The following is a 20,519-nucleotide window of genomic DNA, read 5'->3' as shown; positions in this document are numbered from 1 at the left end:
CACCCTGCTCAGGCCTTCGCGGCGGGGTCCTTCGAGGGCCGCGGGGTGTCCACCGGCCCTCGGCGCACCGCGCCCGGGGCGTTCCACTCCTGCCGCTTCTTCGCCCGCCTCTTGGCGAGCTCCGAGGACTCCAGCTGGTAGGGCACCGACGTGACCATCACACCGGGTGTGAAGAGCAGCCGGCCCTTGAGCCGCAGCGCGCTCTGGTTGTGCAGCAGGTGCTCCCACCAGCGGCCGACGACGTACTCCGGGATGTACACGCTGACGGCGTCGCGCGGGTTCTCGGTACGCAGGCCCTTGACGTACTCCACCACCGGGCGGGTGATCTCCCGGTACGGCGAGTCGAGGATCTTGAGCGGGACGTTGATCCCGCGCCGGTCCCATTCCTCGCGCAGGGCCTTGGTCTCGGCCTGGTCGACGCTGATGCTGAGCGCCTCCAGGGTGTCCGAGCGGGTGAGTTTGGCGAACGCCAGGGCGCGCAGCGTGGGCTTGTGGACCTTGGAGACCAGGACGATCGAGTGGACCCGGGAGGGGCGCACGCTGTCGTCGCTCGGGCCCTCGGCCGCGGCGATCTCCTCCGAGACCCGGTCGTAGTGCTTCCGGATCGCGCTCATCGTGCCGTAGAAGATGAGCATGCCGAGCAGGGCGACCCAGGCACCGTGCGTGAACTTGGTGGCCAGGACGACGACCAGCACCATGCCGGTGAAGAAGGCTCCGAAGGTGTTGATCGCCCGGGAGCGGTACATCCTGCGGCGGGTGGCGGGGTCCCGCTCCGACCTCAGGTGGCGGTTCCAGTGCCGGACCATGCCGATCTGGCTCAGCGTGAAGGAGACGAAGACGCCGACGATGTAGAGCTGGATCAGCTTGGTCGAGTCCGCGTCGTATACCCAGACGAGCAGTATGGCCGCGCCGGCGAGCAGGACGATGCCGTTGGAGAAGGCGAGGCGGTCGCCGCGCGTGTGCAGCTGACGCGGCAGGTAGCGGTCCTGGGCGAGGATCGAGCCGAGCAGCGGGAAGCCGTTGTAGGCGGTGTTGGCGGCGAGGAACAGCACCAGCGCGGTGGCGGTCGCCAGCAGGATGAAGAGGAAGCTGCCCTCGCCGAAGACGGCCTCGGCCACCTGGGAGATCACCGGGTGCTGGACGTAGTCGGCGCCGACCGGGACGCCGTTCTCCAGCAGGTCGGTGGCGGGCTTCTCGGCCATCCGAACGTTGGTGGCCATGGCCAGGCCGATGATCCCGCAGAACATGGTGACGGCCAGGCCGCCCATGAAGGCGAGGGTGGTGGCGGCGTTCTTGCTCTTGGGCTTGCGGAAGGCGGGGACGCCGTTGCTGATGGCCTCGACGCCGGTCAGGGCGGCGCAGCCGGAGGAGAAGGCGCGCAGGAGCAGGAAGACCAGCGCGAAGCCGGCCAGTCCCTGGTGCTCGGGCTTGATCTCCAGATCGGCGGTCGGCGCCTTCATCCCCTCGTCGAGGACGATGCCGCGCCAGGCACCCCAGGCGATCATGATGAAGACGGCGGCGACGAAGACATAGGTCGGGATCGCGAAGAGCTTTCCGGACTCCTTCACGCCGCGCAGATTCATCAGCGTGAGCAGCAGGATCATGGCGATCGCCGAGAGCACCTTGTGCTCGATGACGAAATGGACGGCGGAGCCGAGGTTTTCGACGCCCGAGGAGATCGATACGGCGACGGTCAGGACGTAATCGACGAGCAGGGCGCTCGCGACGGTCAGCCCGGCCTTGGGCCCGAGGTTGGTGTTGGCGACCTCGTAGTCACCACCACCGCTGGGATAGGCGTGGACGTTCTGCCGGTAGGAGGCGACCACGGTGAACATCAGCACGACGACCGCGAAGGCGATCCAGGGGCTGAACTGGTACGCCGACACGCCCGCGATCGACAGGACCAGCAGGACCTCGCCAGGGGCATATGCCACGGAGGAGAGCGGGTCGGACGCGAAGACGGGTAGGGCGATCCGCTTGGGCAGGAGGGTTTCTCCGAGGCGGTCGCTGCGTAGCGCCCGGCCGATCAGGATCCGTTTGGGCACGTCGGTCAGTTTGGACACGCAGAGGATCGTAAGCGTTCGAAATGACGCTGACGAACTTCCACCCCCTCTCACCGCAATCCCATCGCAATTCATCCGCGATTGCGCTGCGGAGGTCACGGTCGTGACCGGCCGTGTGTAGCTTGGGCCGTGGTCTGAGACCCTGTTAAGCCAGAGCATGCAATGAGGCTGGGAACCAGCGAGCCGCTGGCAGCCGGAAGGACGGCCGTGCACATCGTCATCATGGGCTGCGGAAGAGTGGGTTCCGCCCTCGCGCAGACCCTCGAACAGCAGGGTCATACGGTCGCGGTCGTCGACCAGGACCCCACCGCGTTCCGTCGGCTCGGCGCCGGATTCGGCGGCCGCCGCGTCACCGGCGTCGGCTTCGACCAGGACACGCTGCGGGAGGCCGGAATCGAGGACGCGGGCGCCTTCGCCGCCGTCAGCAGCGGTGACAATTCCAACATCATCGCCGCCCGCGTGGCCCGCGAGATGTTCGGCGTGGAGAACGTCGCCGCCCGCATCTACGACCCCAAGCGCGCCGAGGTCTACCAGCGCCTCGGCATCCCCACCGTCGCGACCGTACGGTGGACCGCCGACCAGATGCTCCGCCGGCTGCTGCCGTCGGGCGCGGAGCCGCTGTGGCGCGACCCGAGCGGCGGTGTGCAGCTCGCCGAGGTGCACACCTCGGCCGCCTGGATCGGGCACAAGGTCAGCAAGATGCAGGACGAGACCGGTGTCCGCGTCGCCTTCCTCACCCGTCTGGGCGAGGCCGTCCTGCCGACGTCGGCGACGGTCCTCCAGGAAGGCGACCTCGTCCACGTGATGATGCGCACGGACGAGATCGACAAGGTCGAGGCGGCCTTCGCCGAGGGGCCTGAGGAGGCACACGCATGAGGGTCGCGATCGCCGGGGCAGGCGCGGTGGGACGTTCCATCGCGGGCGAACTGCTGGAGAACGGCCACGAGGTGCTCCTGGTCGACAAGGCACCCACCGCCATCTCGGTGGAGCGGGTGCCGCAGGCCGAGTGGCTGCTGGCCGACGCCTGCGAGATCACCTCGCTGGACGAGGCGGCGCTCCAGCGCTGCAACGTGGTCATCGCGGCGACGGGTGACGACAAGGTCAACCTCGTCGTCTCGCTGCTCGCCAAGACCGAGTACGGGGTGCCCCGCGTGGTGGCCCGCGTCAACAACCCGAAGAACGAGTGGCTCTTCAACGAGTCCTGGGGCGTCGACGTCGCGGTCTCCACGCCGCGGCTGATGTCGGCCCTGGTCGAGGAGGCCGTCAGCGTCGGCGACCTCGTACGGCTGCTCCGCTTCAGCCACGGCGACGCCAACCTGGTCGAGCTGACCCTGCCGGCCGACTCCTCGGTCGCCGGCACCCAGATCAGCGAGATCACCTGGCCCGAGGACACCTCGCTGGTCACCATCATTCGGGGCCACCGGGTCCTCACCCCGCACGGCGAGGAGACCCTGGAGCCGGGCGACGAGCTCCTCTTCGTGGCCGCCCAGGCCCGCGAAGAACAACTGGAGATCCTCCTCCAGGCCCGCGGCTAGCCCGCTCGGCGACTCCCAGCCCCCGCCTCAGCCCCACCGGCGCTCGGGGCGCGGGGGCGCGGGGGCTCCCGCAACGGCGCCGCACCCACCGCGACGCCGAAGGGGGCGGGACGACCACGGTCGTCCCGCCCCCTTCGGCGTTGTCCAGCTCTGCGGCGGCAGCAGAAGCGAAGCCGCGGCGGCTCAGGCCCCCCGCTCCCGAGCGGCAGCGGCAGCGGCAGCGGCGTCCTTCGCCTCCCACTCCGCGATCACATCGATCGGCGGCGGCGCCTTCGCCAGGAAGACCCACGTGAAGTACACCGCGAGCACCATCGGCGGCAGCTTCAGCGCGATCAGGACCCAGCCCAGCTGCGTCGCGTCACCCCACCAGTACAGCGGGAAGAGGATCGCGTACTTGGCGAGGAAGATGATCCCCCAGGCCAGGCTGGCCTTGGTGTACGCCTTCTTGCGCCCCGGGTTGCGCGTGCGCCAGGACAGGTTCTCCTTGAACACCGGGCCCAGGATCACGCCCAGCAGCGGGAAGCCCACCAGCGCGGAGATCGTGAAGGCCGCGCCCAGGCAGACGCCGTAGATCATGCCCGGCAGGTAGAAGCCCTTCGCGCTGCCGGTGAAGAGGGCGAAGGCCACGCCCACGCCCACGCCGAAGACGCCGCTGAAGGCGTGCTTGACCGTGTCCTTGCGCAGCAGCCGCACGATCACCAGCAGGACCGCGACCGCGCCCGCCGCGATGGCGGACATCTTCACGTCCTTGTTGACCGTGTAGATCATGACGAAGAGCAGTCCGGGGAGCATCGTCTCCACGGTGCCGCGGACGCCCCCGAAGGCGTCGAAGAGCGCGGCCTGGGTCACCGCCTTCTGGTCGGCGTCGGCGCCGGCACCTGCGGACTCTGGGGTGGTCGGTTTGTCGAGTGACGTCACCGGTTAGTGCTCCTGTCCGAGCGGTCGGAGTTCGTACTTCGGGTTGAAGAGCACCCGACGGCCGTGGCTCATCGAGATGCGCCCGGAGGCGATCATGCGGCGGCCGGGCTCGATTCCCACGATCGAGCGACGCCCGAGCCAGACGACGTCCAGTGCGGCCGAGCCGTCGAACAGCTCCGCCTCCAGGGCGGGGACGCCCGCCCGCGGTCGCAAGGTGACGGTACGCAGGGTGCCCGTCACCTTGACTATCTGGCGGTCGTGGCAGTCGCATATCCGCGTACATCCCGCGGCTTCTGTGTCCTCCTGCAGCTCCGCGGAGTGCAGCTCGTCCTGTGAGGTGGACAGCCGCTCGATCATCCGGCGGAACCGGCCTGCCTGCCTGGCCGGCTTCGCGGGCTTCTCGGAACGCGGTTCAGCACTCATATAGGAAGCGTACCGGCGCACCGGCTACCTCTCGAAGCGGTACCCCATGCCCGGTTCGGTGATGAAGTGCCGCGGGTGCGAGGGGTCGGCCTCCAGCTTGCGGCGCAGCTGCGCCATGTAGACCCGCAGGTAGTTCGTCTCGGTGCCGTACGAGGGCCCCCAGACCTCCTGGAGCAGCTGCTTCTGGCTGACCAGCTTGCCGCCGTTGCGTACGAGGACCTCCAGCAGGTGCCATTCGGTGGGGGTGAGGCGTACGTCGCGCCCCGCGCGCACGGCCTTCTTGGCGGCCAGGTCGACCGTGAAGCCCTCGGTCTCCACGATCACCTCGCCGTCGCCCGCGCCGGCGGCCGGCTCGGCCCGGCGGACGGCGGCCCGCAGCCGGGCCAGCAGCTCGTCCATGCCGAAGGGCTTGGTGACGTAATCGTCGGCGCCCGCGTCCAGGGCCTCGACCTTCTCGTCGGAGCTGTGCCGGGCGGAGAGGACCAGGATCGGCACCCGGGTCCAGCCGCGCAGGCCCTTGATGACCTCGACGCCGTCCATGTCGGGCAGTCCGAGGTCGAGGACGACCACGTCTGGGTGGCGGGCGGCCGCGAGCTCCAGGGCGCTCGCGCCGTCGGCCGCGGCGTCGACCTCGTACCTGCGGGCCTTCAGATTGATGACGAGGGCTCGGACGATCTGCGGCTCGTCGTCCACCACGAGCACCCGGGTCATTGAGGTCCTGCTTCCTGTCGCTTCCTGCCTCGTCCCATGCGCTCATTCTCGGGGAGGTCCGCGCTGCCCAGGGACCGGTGAGCGCCCGTACGGCCATCCCTGACGCTTTCCTGACGCGCTCCGCGAAGCGCGGTGGGCCGTACCCCGAAGGAGTACGGCCCACCGGCCGAAAACATACGCCTGTCGGCGCGAGGTCAGCGGACCTCGGTGATCTCCGGGCCCCGCTCCAGCTGGCCCATGCCGCCGCCGAAGCGGGAGCCTTCCTGCTCCTCGGTCGTCTGCACGCCGTCCGGCACCATCTGGGCGTCGTTCGGCAGCTTCAGGACGATCGGGTCGCGGGGGGCCATCGGGCCGTCGCCGCGGACGACGACGGTGTCCCGGAAGATCTGCTCCAGCACACCCGCCGACTCGGGGCGCACCGCGCCCTGGCCGGAGATGACACCGCGCAGGAACCAGCGCGGACCGTCGACGCCGACGAAGCGGACCAGTTGGGCACCGGTCTGCCCGTCCGGGAGCGGTACGGGCACCTGTGCGCGCAGCTCCCAGCCGAGGGGGCCCTCGACCTCGTCGATGATGCCGCCCTGCTGGGAGATGCCCGTGGCGATCTCGTCGCGGACCTCCCCCCAGATGCCTTCCTTCTTGGGTGCGGCGAAGGCCTGCAGCTGTACGGCACTGTCGCCCAGGACGACGGTCGCGGCCACGATCGCGTCACCGGCGACCTCGACGCGCAGCTCCATGCCTTCAACACCGGGTACGAGGATGCCGCCCAGGTCGACCCGGCCGTCGGCCGGGTCGCCGAGCACCTCGGATACGTCCCAGGGGCCGTCGGGCCGCGGGGCCGGGGGCAGGTTCATCCGACGCGGCTGGGCGCCGCCGTCCTGCTCGTCGGCGTCGCCCTGCTCGTCGGCGCCCAGACCGGACGCGCGGTCGGCGACCTGCTCGGCCGCGCCGCCGTCCTTGGCGGAGTCGTTCTTCTTGCGACGTCCGAACACGTCACTGTCCTTCCCGGTCGGTTACGACCGAAGCGTAGCCATTCCCACCCTGCTGACCAGCGCCGGATCCGGCCACGGCCGCATGACCGCCGGTGGAGCCGAAACCCCCCTCGGCCCGGGCCGAGCCGGGAAGTTCCGCCACCTCGTGGAAGCGCACCTTCTCGACCCGCTGGACAACCAGCTGGGCAATGCGGTCGAAACGCTCGAACCGGACGCTCTCGCGAGGGTCGAGATTGACCACGATCACCTTGATCTCCCCACGGTACCCGGCATCCACCGTCCCCGGGGCATTCACGAGCGCGAGCCCGCAGCGTGCGGCCAGCCCCGAACGCGGGTGCACGAAGGCCGCGTACCCGTCGGGCAGGGCGATCGACACGCCCGTCGGCAGTACGGCGCGCTCGCCGGGCGCGAGCTCCGCGGCCCGGGTCGTCACCAGGTCGCAGCCGGCGTCGCCGGGGTGGCCGTAGGCGGGGACGGGCACCTCGGGGTCGACGCGGCGGATCAGCACGTCGAGCGGTGCGTGGTCGTTCTGGGACATCAGGGGTTCACCTCGAAGGCGCGTGCGCGCCTGACCTGGTCCGGGTCGGCCATCGCCGCCCGGATCTCCTCGGGCCGTCCGTTGTCGATGAAGTGGTCGACCTTCACCTCTATGAAGAGGGCGTCGGCGCGCAGGGCGACCGGGCCCCGCGGGCCGCCTATCCGGCCGACCGCGGTGCAGTAGATCTTCCGCCCGGCGACGGCGGTGACCTCGGCCTCCAGATGCAGCACGGTGTCCACGGGCACGGGCCGGACGAAGTCGGTCTCCAGCCGCCCCGTCACCGCGATGACGCGCAGCAGCCAGTTCAGGGACCCGAGCGTCTCGTCGAGCGCGGTGGCGAGGAGGCCGCCGTGGGCGAGGCCGGGAGCGCCCTGGTGGGCGGGCTTGACGGTGAACTCGGCCGTGACGCTCACGCCCTCGCCCGCCCGGGCCTCCAGGTGGAGTCCGTGCGGTTGACCCTCGCCGCAGCCGAAGCAGTGCTCGTAGTGCGCACCGAGGAGCTCGCCGGGTGCCGGGGCATCGGGGTGCCGCACCGGCGCCACGGCATCGGCCGGCGGCGTCAACGCTGTGTTTCGTCCACTCACAGCCGCAGACCTTACCCGCGCGGCTACCCACCGGTCGCCTCGTGGCAGGCTTGGCCGTATGCAGCTCTCCCCCGCGCACCACGACGAACGTCTGACCGCCCCCCGCTCCTGGTGGGGCATCGCCGTACTGATCGGGCTGGCGTGCGCGCTGATGCTGCTGCCGCTGGGCACGCTGCCGCTGCTGGCCGGAATGGTCGGGGGCACCGCGCTGGCCGGCCTGCTGGTCAGTTCGTACGGTTCCGCGCGCGTGCGCGTGGTCAACGGCGCCCTGGCGGCCGGGGAGGCGCGGATCCCGGTGGCGGCCCTGGGCGAGCCGGAGATCCTGGACGCCGAGGAGGCGCGCGCCTGGCGCACGTACAAGGCCGACACCCGCGCCTTCATGCTGATGCGCAGCTACGTCCCGACGGCGGTGCGCGTCGAGGTCACCGATCCGGCCGATCCGACCCCGTACGTCTACGTGTCGACCCGCGAGCCGCAGGCCCTGGTCTCGGCGATCCGCGCGGCGAAGGTCTAGGCCCGGAAGCGGTCGGCCCTCGGTCAGCCCTTGTCCGGCCCTCGGCTAGCCCTTGTCCGGACCCTCCAGTGCGGCCCTGGTGGCCTCGGGAAGGGGCTGGGAGGGCTGTTCCAGGGGCGGCAGCGCCTCCAGTGCCTTCCAGGGCACCGCGCGGCGCCGCAGGTCGCCCCGCACCTTCTCGGCGAGTTTCCGCGTATCGCGGCGGTTCATGACCGCTCCGACGGCCGCGCCCACCATGAACGGCATGAGGTTGGGCAGATTGCGGACCATGCGCTTCATGATCTGCTGGCGCAGTTCGCGCTTCATCTGACCGCCGAGCGCCGCGTTGAGCGTCGTCGGCTTCGTCAGGTCGACGCCGCGCTCCTCGGTCCACGCGGTCAGGTAGGCGAGGCTGCGCTCCTTGAGGCCGCCGGGCGGCCTCACCCCGTAGACCTCGTGGAGTTCGGCGAGGAGCTTCAGCTCGATCGCCGCGACTCCGGTGATCTCCGCCGCCAGTTCCGCCGGCATCGCGGGCGGGACGGGCATCATGGCGGCCGCGCCGATGCCCGCGCCGACGGCCGATGTGGCGTTGGCGGCGCCCGAGATCAGCTTGTCGGCAAGCTGATCGGGGCCGAGGCCCGGGAACTGCGCGCGCAGGGTCGCGAGGTCCCGAACCGGAACGCGCGGTGCGTTCTCGATGATCCGCTCGGTGATGTAGAGGGCGGCGGCCCTGGCACTTTCGCCGCCCTTGCGTACACCGTTCTTGACGGCGTGGAGCCGACGAGATCCGGACCGGCGCCGGGCTTTCTCGTCGACCTCTGCGCCCGACGGCACCGCCACTGCGGTGCCGGAGGGCACATTCGTCCCGAAAGCGGGGTCGCCGGGGGTTCCAGGACCCTTTACCGGGTCCTTGGCTCCCGCCTGCGCCTCCGCCTGATCACCACGTTTACGGAAGCGGCGCTTCCGAAACGGTGTCGAGCCAGCCACGGCCGACGCCTCTCAGTCGCAGTCGCGACAGATCGGCTGACCGTTCTTCTCGCGCGCCAGCTGGCTGCGGTGGTGCACCAGGAAGCAGCTCATGCAGGTGAACTCATCGGCCTGCTTGGGCAGGACCCGGACGGCCAGCTCCTCATTGGAGAGGTCCGCACCGGGAAGCTCCATGCCTTCCGCCGCGTCGAAGTCATCCACATCGACGGACGAGGACGACTTCTCATTGCGTCGAGCCTTCAGCTCTTCAATGCTGTCGTTGTCGACGTCGTCATCGGTCTTGCGCGGGGTGTCGTAGTCCGTTGCCATTGTTCACTCTCCCCCTCTGGGTGTTAGCGGTGTCTCAGCGCACGTAACGCGCGAGAGGCCGGACTTGTGCCCGACCTGAGGCGGAGATTTTGCCTCACATCAAGGTCTGTTACTCAATCGACACCCAGCCGCCCACCTGAAGCAGCGATTGGCTGGGATGACGACCGGGACCGTACACGGTCCGGGGGCCGTCTTGCACAAACGCCACCCCGTGTATTTCCCGCCATTGAGGGTGCCGGAAACCCGGACGTCCCGGGCTTTCCGGCCGCCCCGGGGTCACTGAACGCACATGGTCGGACACTCGCCACTGTGATCGATCGCACACGGGCGACTGCCTTCATATGGCAAACGTTCAGCCAGCAGCGAACACGGGCTGACGGCCTCACAAAGGAAGAGTGACACGCATCACGAGGCCGCCCCCCTCGCGGGGCATCGCCTGGATCCTCCCGCCGTGTGCGCGGGCCACAGAGCGCGCGATGGAGAGCCCGAGCCCGACACCCTTGTCGCTGCCCGTGCGCTCCGTACGCAGCCGCCTGAAGGGCTCGAAGAGGTTGTCCACCTCGTACGCGGGAACGACGGGACCCGTGTTCGACACCAGGAGGACCGCCTGGCCGTGCAGGGCCTCGGTGGTGACCTCCACCCAGCCGCCTTCCGGCACGTTGTACCGGACGGCGTTCTGCACGAGATTGAGGGCGATCCGCTCCAGGAGCACGCCACTGCCCTGTACGACGGCCGCCGCGCGCTCGCCGCGGATCTCCACGCCCTTGGCCTCCGCCTCGCCGCGCACCTGGTCGATGGCGCGCGAGGCGACCTCCGCCAGGTCCACGGGCTTGCGCTCGATGATCTGGTTGTCGCTGCGGGCCAGCAGCAGCAGGCCCTCGACCAGCTGCTCGCTGCGCTCGTTGGTGGCCAGCAGGGTCTTGCCCAGCTGCTGGAGCTCCACGGGAGCGCCCGGATCGGAAAGATGCACCTCCAGCAGCGTCCGGTTGATCGCGAGCGGTGTCCGCAGCTCGTGCGAAGCGTTCGCCACGAACCTCTGCTGGGCCGTGAAGGCCCGCTCCAGCCGGTCGAGCATCTCGTCGAAGGTGTCGGCGAGCTCCTTGAGCTCGTCGTCCGGCCCGTCCAGCTCGATCCGCCGGGTCAGGTCGGAGCCGACCACCCGGCGTGCGGTACGGGTGATCTTCCCCAGCGGCGAGAGCACCCGGCCGGCCATCGCGTAGCCGAAGGCGAACGCGATGATGCTCAGGCCCAGCAGGGCCATCAGCGACCGGCTCAGCAGGTCGTCCAGGGCGTGCCTGCGCTGTTCGAGGACGCACTGGCTGATCGCGGCGTTGAAGGCGTCAGGGGACAGCTCTACGCCCACCACGCCCGGGCAGGTGCTGCTGGAGACCTTGACGTCCTGCCCGCCGACGATCATGAACGGGATCGCGTTGCCCTCGCGCAGGGCCTGCGCCGCCAGCAGGTAGATGATCGAGAGCAGCAGGATGCCCGCGATCAGGAACATCCCGCCGTACAGCAGGGTGAGGCGTATGCGGATGGTCGGCCTCAGCCAGGGGAAGGGACCCTCGGGCTGGCCGGGGTCCCAGGTCGGTTTCGGTGGCGCCGCTGGTGGAGCCGGGGTGGCTGCCATCGACATCAGATCCGGTATCCGGAACCGGGCACGGTCACGATGACCGGCGGCTCACCGAGTTTGCGCCGCAGGGTCATCACGGTCACCCGCACGACGTTGGTGAAGGGGTCGGTGTTCTCGTCCCAGGCCTTCTCCAGCAGTTGCTCGGCGGAGACGACGGTGCCCTCGCTGCGCATGAGGACCTCCAGCACCGCGAACTCCTTGGGCGCCAGCTGCACCTCCTTGCCCTCACGGAACACCTCGCGCCGGTTCGGGTCCAGCTTGATCCCGGCCCGCTCCAGTACGGGCGGCAGGGCCACGGTGGTCCTGCGCCCGAGCGCCCGCACCCGCGCGGTCAGCTCGGTGAAGGCGAAGGGCTTGGGCAGATAGTCGTCCGCTCCCAGCTCCAGTCCCTCCACCCGGTCGCTCACGTCACCGGAGGCGGTCAGCATCAGCACGCGGGTCGGCATGCCCAGCTCGACGATCTTCCGGCAGACGTCGTCACCGTGTACGAGCGGAAGGTCCCGGTCGAGCACGACCACGTCGTAGTCGTTCACTCCGACGCGCTCCAGGGCCGCGGCGCCGTCGTACACGACGTCCACGGCCATGGCCTCCCGGCGCAGGCCGGTGGCCACCGCATCGGCGAGCAGCTGCTCGTCCTCGACGACGAGTACGCGCACGTCGTTTCCTTCCTTCGAGCCCAGAAGGGCACACGTGTATGGCGTCGTCCATCCTGCCCGTTTCAGCCGTAAACCGGCTGTAAGGCACCGCTCGGAGGGGGCGGGCGGGGCGGAAGTGAGGATTCACCGGCCCGGCGAGGTTTCTGGGACCGGAGTGCCGGGGAGGACGAGATCACACCCCATCCACTCCCTGACGGCGGACTGTCACGTGCCGCCGCCGACCCACGAAGAGGGGGCGAACCCACCATGGACGCATTCACCGCGGGTCTCCTGCAGCGCATCAGGACCACGCAGTCGGACCTCATGCAGGCGCGCGAAGCGGGCGACGACTTCCTCGCGGAAGTGGAACAGGCCGAGTTGGAAGACCTCCAGCGCCTCGCCGCGGAGCACGGCGTTCCCGTCTCCGTCTCCGTCTCAGCCTGCTGACCTCGGCACCTCGGCATCTCGGCACCTCGGACTTTCAACACGTCGGCACGTCCGTGCACCCCGTACGTCCGTCCGTCGAACCCTCGCACACCGAACCCCGGCCGCCCTCACGGGCGCCGGGGTTCCGTCATGTCCCGGACCCGGGTCACCGGGCTCCCGGCTTCAGTCGTGCCAGGCGCCGGCTTCCTCCAGCAGCGGCTGGAGGGAGGCGAAGACGGCCGCGGTGGCCGCCAGGGTCAGTTCCCCCGAGGCGGGGAGCCCCGGGCGCCCGCCGGTCACCGCGCCGGCTTCCCGGGCGATGAGCTCGCCCGCCGCCAGGTCCCACGGGTTCAGCCCCCGCTCGTAGTACCCGTCCAGCCTTCCCGCGGCCACGTCGCACAGGTCCAGCGCCGCCGACCCGCCCCGCCGGATGTCGCGCACCAGCGGGATGATCCGGCGCGCGACCTCCGCCTGGCGGGCCCGGCGGGACTGGACGTACGCGAACCCCGTCCCGACCAGTGCCTGGTCCAGCGGCGCCGCCCCCCGGCACGCCAGCCGCACCTCACCCGACCACGCCCCGCCGCCGAGCACCGCGTGGTACGTCTCGCCCCGCATCGGCGCCGCCACGACGCCCACCACGGTCTCGCCCCGGTACTCGGCCGCGATCGACACGCCCCAGCTCGGCAGCCCGTAGAGGTAGTTCACCGTGCCGTCCAGCGGGTCGACGACCCACCGCACGCCGCTGGTCCCGGGGCTGTCCGCGCCCTCCTCGCCCAGCAGCCCGTCCTCGGGCCGCCGCTCCGCGAGGATGCCGGTGATCAGCTTCTCCGCCGCGATGTCCATCTCGGTCACCACGTCGATGGGGCTGCTCTTGGTCGCCGCCACCGCCAGGTCCGCCGGCCGGCCGTCGCGCAGCAGAGCCCCGGCCTGCCGGGCGGCTTCCAGGCCGACGTCCAGCAGTTCTGCCCTCAGCTCTTCAGAGATCACGGTCCCACTCCCTACGCGTACGGACTGTCCGCGCCCGCGGCCGCCGGCCGGGGCCCCCGCGCCGGGCAGCAGCCCACCGCGCAGCGATCATGGCTCGCTCCCAGCATCCCCAGCGCGCACCGCTCCACGGGTTCGCCCCGTTCGGCCGCGGCCCGCTCCAGCACGAGGTCCCGTACGGCCGCGGCGAACCGCGGGTCTGCCCCGACCGTCGCCGACCGGGCGACCGGGAGCCCGAGCTCCGCCGCCTTCGCCGTCGCCTCCGTGTCGAGGTCGTACAGGACCTCCATGTGGTCGGAGACGAAGCCGATCGGCACCATCACGGCCGCCGGGGCTCCGGACGCGTGCAGCGCCTCCAGGTGCTCGCAGATGTCCGGTTCCAGCCACGGGATGTGCGGGGCGCCGCTGCGCGACTGGTAGACCAGCTCCCAGGGCAGTTCGGTGCCCGTCTCAGCCCGCACGGCGTCCGCGACGACCCGGGCGACGTCCAGGTGCTGCTTGACGTACGCCCCGCCCGCGCCGCCGGTCGTGTGCTCCTCAACCGGACCGGAGGTGTCCGCGGCCGCGGTCGGGATGGAGTGCGTGGTGAAGACCAGGTGCGCACCGGCCCGGACCTCGGCGGGCAGCGATTCCAGCGAGGCGAGCACCCCGTCGATCATCGGCTGGACGAAGCCGGGGTGGTTGAAGTAGTGGCGCAGCTTGTCGACCTTCGGGAGTTCCACTCCCTCCTCGGCGAGGGTGGCCAGCGCGTCGGCGAGGTTCTCGCGGTACTGCCGGCAGCCCGAGTACGAGGCGTACGCGCTGGTGGCGAGTACCGCGATCCGGCGGCGCCCGTCGGCGGCCATCTCCCGCATCACGTCGGTCAGGTACGGGGCCCAGTTCCGGTTGCCCCAGTAGACCGGCAGGTCCAGCCCGTGCTCGGCGAAGTCCTTGCGCAGCGCGTCCAGCAGCTGCCGGTTCTGCGCGTTGATCGGGCTGACCCCGCCGAAGCCGAAGTAGTGCTGCCCGACCTCCTTGAGCCGCTCGCGCGGGATGCCGCGCCCGCGGGTGACGTTCTCCAGGAACGGTACGACGTCGTCGGGTCCCTCGGGGCCGCCGAAGGAGAGCAGCAGGAGGGCGTCGTACGGGGCTGCGGGCCCGCCGGGGGGCGGGAGGAGCTGGTCTGACATGCGTCGAATCCTGCCACCCGTCGCCCTCGGGCGGGAACCGACCCGGCCCGGCCAGGACCCCGTGCCACAGGTAAGGTGACCCTAACTTCCACTGTCTGGAATTTCCCCGTGCGGGTGCCTTGTCGGCGGTCGTAACCTGTATGGGCCGATGACGTCCCTTACGGAGATCCCTTGCCCAGTCCCTACCGCGCGATCTTCGCGGCCCCCGGCACCAAGGGGTTCAGCGCCGCCGGCCTCATAGGCCGGTTGCCGATTTCCATGGTCGGCGTCGGCATCCTCACGATGATCTCCGAGATCACCGGCCGCTATGCGATGGCGAGCGCCCTCACCGGCACCCTCGCCCTCGCGGCAGCCGTCATCGGCCCCCAGGTGTCCCGGCTGGTGGACCAGTACGGCCAGCGCCGGGTCCTGCGCCCCGCCACCCTGATCGCCGTGGGGTCGGTCGCCGGACTGCTGCTGGCCGCCGCGAACGGCCTGCCGGACTGGACCCTCTTCCTGTTCGCGGCGATCGCGGGCTGCGTGCCCAGCGTCGGCTCGATGATCCGGGCCCGGTGGACCATGATCTACCGGGACTCCCCGCGCGAGCTGCACACCGCCTACTCCTTCGAGTCCGTGGTGGACGAGGTCTGCTTCATCTTCGGCCCGATCATCGCCATCGGACTGTCCACCACCTGGTTCCCCGAGGCCGGGCCGCTCATCGCCGCCGTCTGCCTGCTCGTCGGCGTATGGCTGCTCACCGCACAGCGCTCCACCGAGCCCGAGCCGCACCCGCGCGACGAGCACACGGACCGCACATCGGCCCTGCGCTCCCCCGGCCTCCAGGTGCTGACGGCCACCTTCGTCGCGACCGGCGCGATCTTCGGCTCCATCGACGTGGCCACCCTGGCCTTCGCCGAGGAGCAGGGCCACAAGTCCTCCGCCAGCTTCATTCTGGCCATCTGGGCGCTCGGATCCTGCCTCGCGGGCATCGTCTTCGGCCTGCTGCATCTCAAGGGCCGGACCGAACTCAGGTGGGTACTGGGCGTGTCCGCCATGGCCGTGAGTATGATCCCCCTCCTACTGGCCGGGAACCTCCCGTTTCTGGCCGTGGCGCTCTTCGTCTCGGGCCTCGCCATCGCTCCCACGATGATCACCACGATGGCCCTGATCGAGGCGCACGTACCCCGCGCGAAGCTGACCGAGGGCATGACCTGGATCAGCACCGGTCTCGCGGTCGGCGTCGCGATCGGCTCGTCCGTGACCGGGCTGGTCATCGATGCCGCCGGCGCGCAGCGCGGGTACGTCGTCTCCATCGCGGCGGGTGCGGCCGCGGCGGCGGTGGCGTTCGCGGGTTACCGCCGGCTGACGAGGCCGGCGCAAGGGGAGGAGCCAGGTACCGATGGGGACGGCGACAGCAGGGAAGTCCGGGCCGACACGGACCGCGTGGCGTAACTGGGCGGGCAATGTCACCGCCACACCCGCCCGTGTGGTGACCCCGGCCTCGGTCGGGGAGCTTCAGGAGGCGGTCCGCCGGGCCGCCGAGGACGGAATGCGGGTGAAGGCGGTCGGGACCGGCCACTCCTTCACCGCGGCCGCCGCGACGGACGGGGTCCTCATTCGTCCGCAGGCGCTGAGCGGGATCCGCGGGATAGACCGGACCGCCGGGACCGTCACGGTGGCGGCGGGCACGGTCCTGAAGGACCTCAACCGGGCCCTGGCCGGGCAGGGCCTGTCGCTCACCAACATGGGCGACATCATGGAGCAGACGGTCTCCGGGGCCACCAGCACGGGCACGCACGGCACCGGGCGCGACTCGGCCTCCATCTCCGCCCAGATCCGCGCCCTGGAACTGGTCACCGCCGACGGGCGGCTGCTCACCTGCTCCGAGAAGGAGCATCCGGACGTCTTCGCGGCGGCCCGGCTCGGCATCGGGGCGCTCGGCATCGTCACCTCGCTCACGTTCGCCGTCGAGCCGATCTTCTTCCTGACCGCCCGTGAGGAGCCGATGGGCTTCGACCGGGTGACGGCCGAGTTCGACCAGCACGTCGCGGAGAACGAGCACTTCGAGTTCTACTGGTTCCCGCACACCGGCAACTGCACCACCAAGCGCAACAACCGCAGCCAGGGCCCGGCCGCCCCGCCCGGACCGGTGAGCGCCTGGATCGAGGACGAGCTGCTCTCCAACGGCGTCTTCCAAGCCGTCAACTCGCTGGGCCGCGCGGTCCCCGCCACCATCCCCGGCATCGCCCGCATCGCCAGCAGGGCCCTGTCGGCCCGCACCTACACGGACATCCCGTACAAGGTGTTCACCAGCCCCCGCCGCGTGCGGTTCGTGGAGATGGAGTACGCGCTCCCCCGCGAGCGGGCCGTCGAGGCGCTGCGGGAGCTGAAGGCCGTGGTCGACCGCTCCTCCCTGCGCGTCAGCTTCCCGGTGGAGGTGCGCACGGCTCCGGCGGACGACATCACGCTGTCGACGGCCTCGGGGCGCGAGACGGCGTACATCGCGGTGCACATGTACAGGGGAACCCCCTACCAGTCCTACTTCACGGCGGCCGAGCGGATCTTCACCGCGCACGGCGGGCGACCGCACTGGGGCAAGGTGCACACGCGGGACGCGGAGTACTTCGCGCGGCTCTACCCGCGGTTCGGCGAGTTCACCGCGCTCCGGGACCGGCTGGACCCGGAGCGGGTGTTCGCCAACGACTATCTGCGGCGCGTCCTGGGCGAGTGAGCCCGCGGACCTGACCCGGCCTCAGGGCGCGCTCCGCTGCCCCTGCCCGGTGCCGGCGCCGCCCGCGGGCGTCGACTCGTCCGGGCCCGGGGTGGGAGTCGGTGTCGGGGTGGGGGTGTGCTTCGACGGGGACGGGCTGGGCGTCGGATCCACCGGGGCCGAGCGGCTCGGCTCCGGAGCGGGGCCGCGACCGCCGGACGAGCGGGAGGGGTCCGCGGAGGTGTCCGGGGAGGTGTCCGGGCCGGGGCTCTCCCCGGACTTCCCGCCCTTCTCGGGCTTTCCGTCATTCCCGGGCTGGAGGGGTCCAGGCTTTACGCCGCCGCCCCCGTCCTCCTTCGGCGGGTCGGGCTTGTGGTCGGGCGCGGTGGCGGCGCCGCCGGTCAGCAGGGTGCGGCCGTCCGCGCTGACCGAGGTGCCGGCCATCGCCTCGTACGTTCCGAGGCCGCCGATCGCGAGGGCGAAGGCCGCGCCGGAGGCCACCGCCGTGCGCTTCCAGCCCCGTACGCGCGTGCCGTGGACGGTGGCCGCGCCGAACTCCGCCGCGGGCGGGGCGCCGGCCGCGTGCGGAGCCGGCACCTGACCGGTCTTCGGCCGGGCGGCCGTCCCACGCAGCTGGTCGCCGGTGCGCCGGAAGAAGTGCTGGATGACGGGCCCGCCCGCGGTGGCGACGACGCTCACGACACCGGCACCCAGAATCGTCCCGTAGACGCCCAGCTTCGAGGCGAGCAGCGCCGCCGCGACGGTGGCGAGGGAGCTGCCGGCCACCTGAGCGGCGCTCAGGTCGAGCTTCCCCTCCGGTTTTTTCTCCGGTTTCCTCTCCGGTTCGACGTCCCGTGTCGCCTTCTGACCCATCGCCATCTCCGGTGTGTTCCGTCTCTCCCGCTTCTCCTCTTTCAGCAGTGAGTGACACCTGAGCGAAACGGAAAGTTCCATTTCTGGGGATTCTGTGAAGCAAGACACCCGGAAACGGACACGGGTGCAGGTGGGGCCCGCCAGAGGGCAGCCCAACTCCCGCCGTCCGGGAGAAGTTCGGCGGCGCGGCGGTCCACCCGGGTGGCCCGAATGGAGTACTGTGGCGAGCCCTGGGGCCGTCCTTCCTTACGGATGTCCGGACCCGGGAGAGGGGGCCGGCTGATGGAAAACGGCGCTCAAGACCGGTGATGCCGCGGTATTGCACGGGTTCCTGCTGCGCACAGTAATCGTTCGGTCACTGTGCGTGCCCAACAGGTAACCGTGCCATAACGGCGATCAAGGGCGCATGCCCGACACGCCGGTTTAACACGGCAAGGTTGTGGCAGGCTGCACCCGGGCAGGCCACACTCGACTAGCGGAAGCAGCGACGCACGTGACGTCGGCAGGCACCACCCGGGAGGTCCCCATGCCCGAACTGCGTGTCGTGGCCGTCTCAAATGACGGCACACGACTGGTGCTCAAGGCTGGGGACAGCACGGAGTACACGCTTCCGATCGACGAGCGCCTGCGCGCTGCCGTGCGCAACGACCGCGCACGCCTGAACCAGATCGAGATCGAGGTGGAGAGCCACCTCCGCCCCCGCGACATCCAGGCCCGCATACGGGCCGGTGCCTCCGCGGAGGAGGTCGCTCAACTCGCCGGCATCCCCGTCGACCGCGTACGCCGCTTCGAGGGGCCCGTGCTCGCCGAGCGCGCGTTCATGGCGGAGCGGGCGCGCAAGACTCCCGTGCGCCGCCCCGGCGAGAACACCGGACCCCAGCTCGGCGAGGCCGTTCAGGAGCGGCTGACCCTGCGCGGGGCCGAGAAGGAATCCCTCCAATGGGACTCGTGGCGCCGCGACGACGGCACCTGGGAGGTCCTGCTCGTCTACCGGGTCGCGGGCGAGCCGCACTCCGCGAGCTGGACGTACGACCCGCCGCGCCGCCTGGTCGTGGCCGTGGACGACGAGGCCCGCTCCCTCATCGGCGAGTCGGACGACCTGCCGGCGACGCCCGAGCCGAGCTTCCCGTTCGTGCCGAGGATCGCGCGGCTGCCGCGCGACCGGCCGCTGGACCGCGCCCTGGACCGCCAGTTGGAACGGCCGGTCGCCCCCGCGCCGGATCCGGAGGAGGAACGGGACACCCTGACCAGCCTGCTGGAGGCGGTGCCGAGCTTCCGCGGTGACATGGTGGTCCCCGACCGGACCGAACCGCCGGCGGAGGCGGAGGCCGAGGCGGAGGAGCCGCCGGCCCCGGCCGCCTCGGCGGGCGCGGGTTCCGCGTACGCCGATGTCCTGATGCCGCGCACGGTGGCGGGCCACCGCGACCGTCTGACGGGCACCACCGACCGCCAGGCCGAGGCCGACGGCGTGCGCCCGGGCCGCCGTGCGGCGGTCCCGAGCTGGGACGAGATCGTCTTCGGGACCCGCCGCAAGAAGCAGGAGTAAGCCCGCGAGCCGGCCGGGGCGACTCGGCCGCGGCGCTCAGATCGGCGCCACGGCCGGCGCTGCGGCCGACCGCCGCTAGTGCGGGTCCGGCCCCGTGGCCACCGGGCGGCCGGGTTCCGAGGACCACTGCGACCAGCTGCCCGCGTAGAGGTCGGCCGGGATGCCCGCCACTTCCAGGGCGAGGACTTGCTGGGCGGCGGAGACACCCGAGCCGCAGTACACGCCCACCGGGATGTCCGGGGACACGCCGAGACCCGCGAACCGGGCGCGCAGCGCGCCCGCCGGCAGCAACCGGCCGTCCGGCCCCACGTTCTCCGAGGTCGGAGCCGACACCGCGCCCGGGATGTGGCCGCCCACCGGGTCGATCGGCTCGACCTCCCCCCGGTACCGCTCCCCCGCACGCGCGTCCAGCAGGATCCCCGCACGCGCCCGCGCGGCCGCCCCGTCCGCGTCCAGCACTCCGACCGCGCCCGGACTTGGCTTGAAATCACCCTCCGCGGGCGTCACCCTGTCGGCCGTCACCTCACCCCCCGAATCGGTCCACGCGGCCAGGCCGCCGTCCAGCACCCGCACGTCCGGGTGACCTGTCCAGCGCAGCAGCCACCACGCCCGGGCGGCGGCCCAGCCCTGGCCGCCGTCGTACACGACCACCGCCGCGTCCGCCGAGACACCGGCCCGCCGCATCACCGCCCCGAACTCCTCCGGGTCGGGCAACGGGTGCCGCCCGCCCGACCCCGCCGGACCTGCCAGTTCGCGGTCGAGGTCGATGTACACGGCGCCCGGCAGGTGCCCCGCCTCGTACGCGGGCCGCTGGTCGGGGCCGCCCAGCTGCCAGCGGACGTCCAGCAGCACCGGAGGCCGGGAACCGGACAGTTCGCGCTTCAGTTCGGTCGCGGAGAGGATCGCAGATTTCGCAGTCATGCGGCCCATCTTCCTCCGCGCCCGGCATCCGTATGACGATCCCGTCAACAGCGGGGCACACTGATCCGGTCATGTGTGTACCCCGCCCCG

General features: G+C 71.1%; 22 protein-coding genes. 7 read left to right on the top strand and 15 right to left on the bottom strand.

Translation table 11 applies throughout. The annotated features are described in order from the left end of the window. Positions 1-8 precede the first annotated feature (8 nt). Positions 9-2,063, bottom strand: a complete 2,055-nt coding sequence (locus ABZX75_RS10135; protein ID WP_355409685.1) for an APC family permease — start codon at positions 2,061-2,063, stop codon at positions 9-11. A gap of 207 nt (positions 2,064-2,270) precedes the next feature. Here ABZX75_RS10135 and ABZX75_RS10130 point away from each other — a divergent pair, with 207 nt between their 5' ends. After that, positions 2,271-2,939, top strand: a complete 669-nt coding sequence (locus ABZX75_RS10130; RefSeq protein WP_355409684.1) for a TrkA family potassium uptake protein — start codon at positions 2,271-2,273, stop codon at positions 2,937-2,939. Beyond that, the gene (locus ABZX75_RS10125; RefSeq protein ID WP_355409683.1) at positions 2,936-3,598 is read left to right on the top strand and encodes a TrkA family potassium uptake protein; all 663 of its coding nucleotides are present in this window, start codon (positions 2,936-2,938) and stop codon (positions 3,596-3,598) included. The genes ABZX75_RS10130 and ABZX75_RS10125 overlap by 4 nt, the downstream gene beginning before the upstream one ends. 183 nt (positions 3,599-3,781) lie before the next feature. Here ABZX75_RS10125 and ABZX75_RS10120 read toward each other — a convergent pair whose 3' ends face one another. The 6 genes from ABZX75_RS10120 to ABZX75_RS10095 all read right to left on the bottom strand — a co-directional run bounded on the left by ABZX75_RS10120 (position 3,782) and on the right by ABZX75_RS10095 (position 7,764). Next, positions 3,782-4,516: a DUF3159 domain-containing protein gene (locus tag ABZX75_RS10120; protein ID WP_355409682.1), complete on the bottom strand. Its 735-nt coding sequence runs from the start codon at positions 4,514-4,516 to the stop codon at positions 3,782-3,784. Between the two features lie 3 nt (positions 4,517-4,519). Beyond that, positions 4,520-4,939 carry an OB-fold nucleic acid binding domain-containing protein gene (locus tag ABZX75_RS10115; RefSeq protein WP_355409681.1) on the bottom strand — a complete coding sequence of 140 codons (420 nt, stop codon included), beginning with the start codon at positions 4,937-4,939 and terminating at the stop codon, positions 4,520-4,522. 24 nt (positions 4,940-4,963) lie between these two features. Continuing rightward, positions 4,964-5,650: a response regulator gene (locus ABZX75_RS10110; protein ID WP_355409680.1), complete on the bottom strand. Its 687-nt coding sequence runs from the start codon at positions 5,648-5,650 to the stop codon at positions 4,964-4,966. Positions 5,651-5,844: 194 nt separating this feature from the next. Continuing rightward, on the bottom strand, positions 5,845-6,642 hold the full coding sequence (locus ABZX75_RS10105; RefSeq protein ID WP_355409679.1) for a DUF3710 domain-containing protein: 798 nt from the start codon (positions 6,640-6,642) through the stop codon (positions 5,845-5,847). A 1-nt stretch (position 6,643) separates the two neighbouring features. Then, entirely contained in the window at positions 6,644-7,180 is a 537-nt protein-coding gene (gene dut, locus ABZX75_RS10100; protein WP_355409678.1) for a dUTP diphosphatase, read from the bottom strand. Continuing rightward, complete coding sequence (locus ABZX75_RS10095) at positions 7,180-7,764, bottom strand: PaaI family thioesterase (RefSeq protein ID WP_355409677.1); 585 nt, start codon at positions 7,762-7,764, stop codon at positions 7,180-7,182. The genes dut and ABZX75_RS10095 overlap by 1 nt, the downstream gene beginning before the upstream one ends. A 58-nt stretch (positions 7,765-7,822) precedes the next feature. Between ABZX75_RS10095 and ABZX75_RS10090 the strand changes: the two genes are divergently transcribed. Continuing rightward, the gene (locus ABZX75_RS10090; protein WP_355409676.1) at positions 7,823-8,278 is read left to right on the top strand and encodes a DUF3093 domain-containing protein; all 456 of its coding nucleotides are present in this window, start codon (positions 7,823-7,825) and stop codon (positions 8,276-8,278) included. Between the two features lie 45 nt (positions 8,279-8,323). On the opposite strand, the gene ABZX75_RS10085 is transcribed toward ABZX75_RS10090, so the two are convergent. The 4 genes from ABZX75_RS10085 to ABZX75_RS10070 all read right to left on the bottom strand — a co-directional run bounded on the left by ABZX75_RS10085 (position 8,324) and on the right by ABZX75_RS10070 (position 11,842). Further along, the gene (locus tag ABZX75_RS10085) at positions 8,324-9,244 is read right to left on the bottom strand and encodes a hypothetical protein (protein ID WP_355409675.1); all 921 of its coding nucleotides are present in this window, start codon (positions 9,242-9,244) and stop codon (positions 8,324-8,326) included. A 12-nt stretch (positions 9,245-9,256) separates the two neighbouring features. Beyond that, positions 9,257-9,553, bottom strand: coding sequence for a DUF4193 domain-containing protein (locus tag ABZX75_RS10080; protein ID WP_030154344.1), 297 nt, complete (start codon positions 9,551-9,553; stop codon positions 9,257-9,259). A gap of 382 nt (positions 9,554-9,935) precedes the next feature. Further along, entirely contained in the window at positions 9,936-11,183 is a 1,248-nt protein-coding gene (locus ABZX75_RS10075; RefSeq protein WP_355409839.1) for a HAMP domain-containing sensor histidine kinase, read from the bottom strand. Positions 11,184-11,188: 5 nt separating this feature from the next. Next, positions 11,189-11,842 carry a response regulator transcription factor gene (locus ABZX75_RS10070; RefSeq protein ID WP_030008767.1) on the bottom strand — a complete coding sequence of 218 codons (654 nt, stop codon included), beginning with the start codon at positions 11,840-11,842 and terminating at the stop codon, positions 11,189-11,191. Between the two features lie 246 nt (positions 11,843-12,088). Between ABZX75_RS10070 and ABZX75_RS10065 the strand changes: the two genes are divergently transcribed. Beyond that, positions 12,089-12,268 carry a hypothetical protein gene (locus tag ABZX75_RS10065; protein ID WP_355409674.1) on the top strand — a complete coding sequence of 60 codons (180 nt, stop codon included), beginning with the start codon at positions 12,089-12,091 and terminating at the stop codon, positions 12,266-12,268. 162 nt (positions 12,269-12,430) lie between these two features. Here the strand turns inward: ABZX75_RS10065 and ABZX75_RS10060 are convergent, their stop codons facing one another. Together ABZX75_RS10060 and ABZX75_RS10055 are read right to left on the bottom strand one after the other, a co-directional pair. Further along, entirely contained in the window at positions 12,431-13,231 is an 801-nt protein-coding gene (locus ABZX75_RS10060; RefSeq protein WP_355409838.1) for an inositol monophosphatase family protein, read from the bottom strand. A gap of 14 nt (positions 13,232-13,245) precedes the next feature. After that, positions 13,246-14,400, bottom strand: a complete 1,155-nt coding sequence (locus ABZX75_RS10055; protein WP_355409673.1) for a ferrochelatase — start codon at positions 14,398-14,400, stop codon at positions 13,246-13,248. A gap of 171 nt (positions 14,401-14,571) precedes the next feature. On the opposite strand from ABZX75_RS10055, the gene ABZX75_RS10050 reads away from it, so the two are divergent. Both ABZX75_RS10050 and ABZX75_RS10045 read left to right on the top strand, forming a co-directional pair. Further along, entirely contained in the window at positions 14,572-15,831 is a 1,260-nt protein-coding gene (locus tag ABZX75_RS10050; RefSeq protein WP_355409672.1) for an MFS transporter, read from the top strand. Next, a complete protein-coding gene (locus ABZX75_RS10045) occupies positions 15,779-17,110 on the top strand; it encodes a D-arabinono-1,4-lactone oxidase (RefSeq protein WP_355409671.1) in 1,332 nt (443 codons plus the stop codon). Before ABZX75_RS10050 ends, ABZX75_RS10045 begins: the two co-directional genes overlap by 53 nt. Before the next feature lie 21 nt (positions 17,111-17,131). On the opposite strand, the gene ABZX75_RS10040 is transcribed toward ABZX75_RS10045, so the two are convergent. Further along, positions 17,132-17,962 (bottom strand): hypothetical protein, encoded by an 831-nt coding sequence (locus ABZX75_RS10040; RefSeq protein WP_355409670.1) that lies wholly within the window; start codon positions 17,960-17,962, stop codon positions 17,132-17,134. Between the two features lie 493 nt (positions 17,963-18,455). Between ABZX75_RS10040 and sepH the strand changes: the two genes are divergently transcribed. Then, the gene (gene sepH / locus ABZX75_RS10035) at positions 18,456-19,508 is read left to right on the top strand and encodes a septation protein SepH (protein WP_355409669.1); all 1,053 of its coding nucleotides are present in this window, start codon (positions 18,456-18,458) and stop codon (positions 19,506-19,508) included. Between the two features lie 75 nt (positions 19,509-19,583). On the opposite strand, the gene ABZX75_RS10030 is transcribed toward sepH, so the two are convergent. Further along, positions 19,584-20,429 carry a sulfurtransferase gene (locus ABZX75_RS10030; RefSeq protein ID WP_355409668.1) on the bottom strand — a complete coding sequence of 282 codons (846 nt, stop codon included), beginning with the start codon at positions 20,427-20,429 and terminating at the stop codon, positions 19,584-19,586. Between the last annotated feature and the right edge of the window lie 90 nt (positions 20,430-20,519).

This window comes from Streptomyces sp. NPDC003038, assembly GCF_040611115.1.
GTDB lineage: Bacteria > Actinomycetota > Actinomycetes > Streptomycetales > Streptomycetaceae > Streptomyces.
The sequence above is the reverse complement of the archived record's forward strand: the minus strand, read 5'-3'. Positions and strand labels throughout refer to the sequence as shown.

What these genes read in the sequence shown, in the direction of transcription:
- ABZX75_RS10125 (WP_355409683.1), top strand. Translation starts at nt 2,936, where the DNA reads ATGAGGGTCGCGATCGCCGGGGCAGGCGCGGTGGGACGTTCCATCGCG.
- ABZX75_RS10115 (WP_355409681.1), bottom strand. Translation starts at nt 4,939, where the DNA reads ATGAGTGCTGAACCGCGTTCCGAGAAGCCCGCGAAGCCGGCCAGGCAG.
- ABZX75_RS10110 (WP_355409680.1), bottom strand. Translation starts at nt 5,650, where the DNA reads ATGACCCGGGTGCTCGTGGTGGACGACGAGCCGCAGATCGTCCGAGCC.
- dut (WP_355409678.1), bottom strand. Translation starts at nt 7,180, where the DNA reads ATGTCCCAGAACGACCACGCACCGCTCGACGTGCTGATCCGCCGCGTC.
- ABZX75_RS10090 (WP_355409676.1), top strand. Translation starts at nt 7,823, where the DNA reads ATGCAGCTCTCCCCCGCGCACCACGACGAACGTCTGACCGCCCCCCGC.
- ABZX75_RS10080 (WP_030154344.1), bottom strand. Translation starts at nt 9,553, where the DNA reads ATGGCAACGGACTACGACACCCCGCGCAAGACCGATGACGACGTCGAC.
- ABZX75_RS10075 (WP_355409839.1), bottom strand. Translation starts at nt 11,183, where the DNA reads ATGGCAGCCACCCCGGCTCCACCAGCGGCGCCACCGAAACCGACCTGG.
- ABZX75_RS10065 (WP_355409674.1), top strand. Translation starts at nt 12,089, where the DNA reads ATGGACGCATTCACCGCGGGTCTCCTGCAGCGCATCAGGACCACGCAG.
- ABZX75_RS10055 (WP_355409673.1), bottom strand. Translation starts at nt 14,400, where the DNA reads ATGTCAGACCAGCTCCTCCCGCCCCCCGGCGGGCCCGCAGCCCCGTAC.
- ABZX75_RS10045 (WP_355409671.1), top strand. Translation starts at nt 15,779, where the DNA reads ATGGGGACGGCGACAGCAGGGAAGTCCGGGCCGACACGGACCGCGTGG.
- ABZX75_RS10040 (WP_355409670.1), bottom strand. Translation starts at nt 17,962, where the DNA reads ATGGGTCAGAAGGCGACACGGGACGTCGAACCGGAGAGGAAACCGGAG.
- ABZX75_RS10030 (WP_355409668.1), bottom strand. Translation starts at nt 20,429, where the DNA reads ATGACTGCGAAATCTGCGATCCTCTCCGCGACCGAACTGAAGCGCGAA.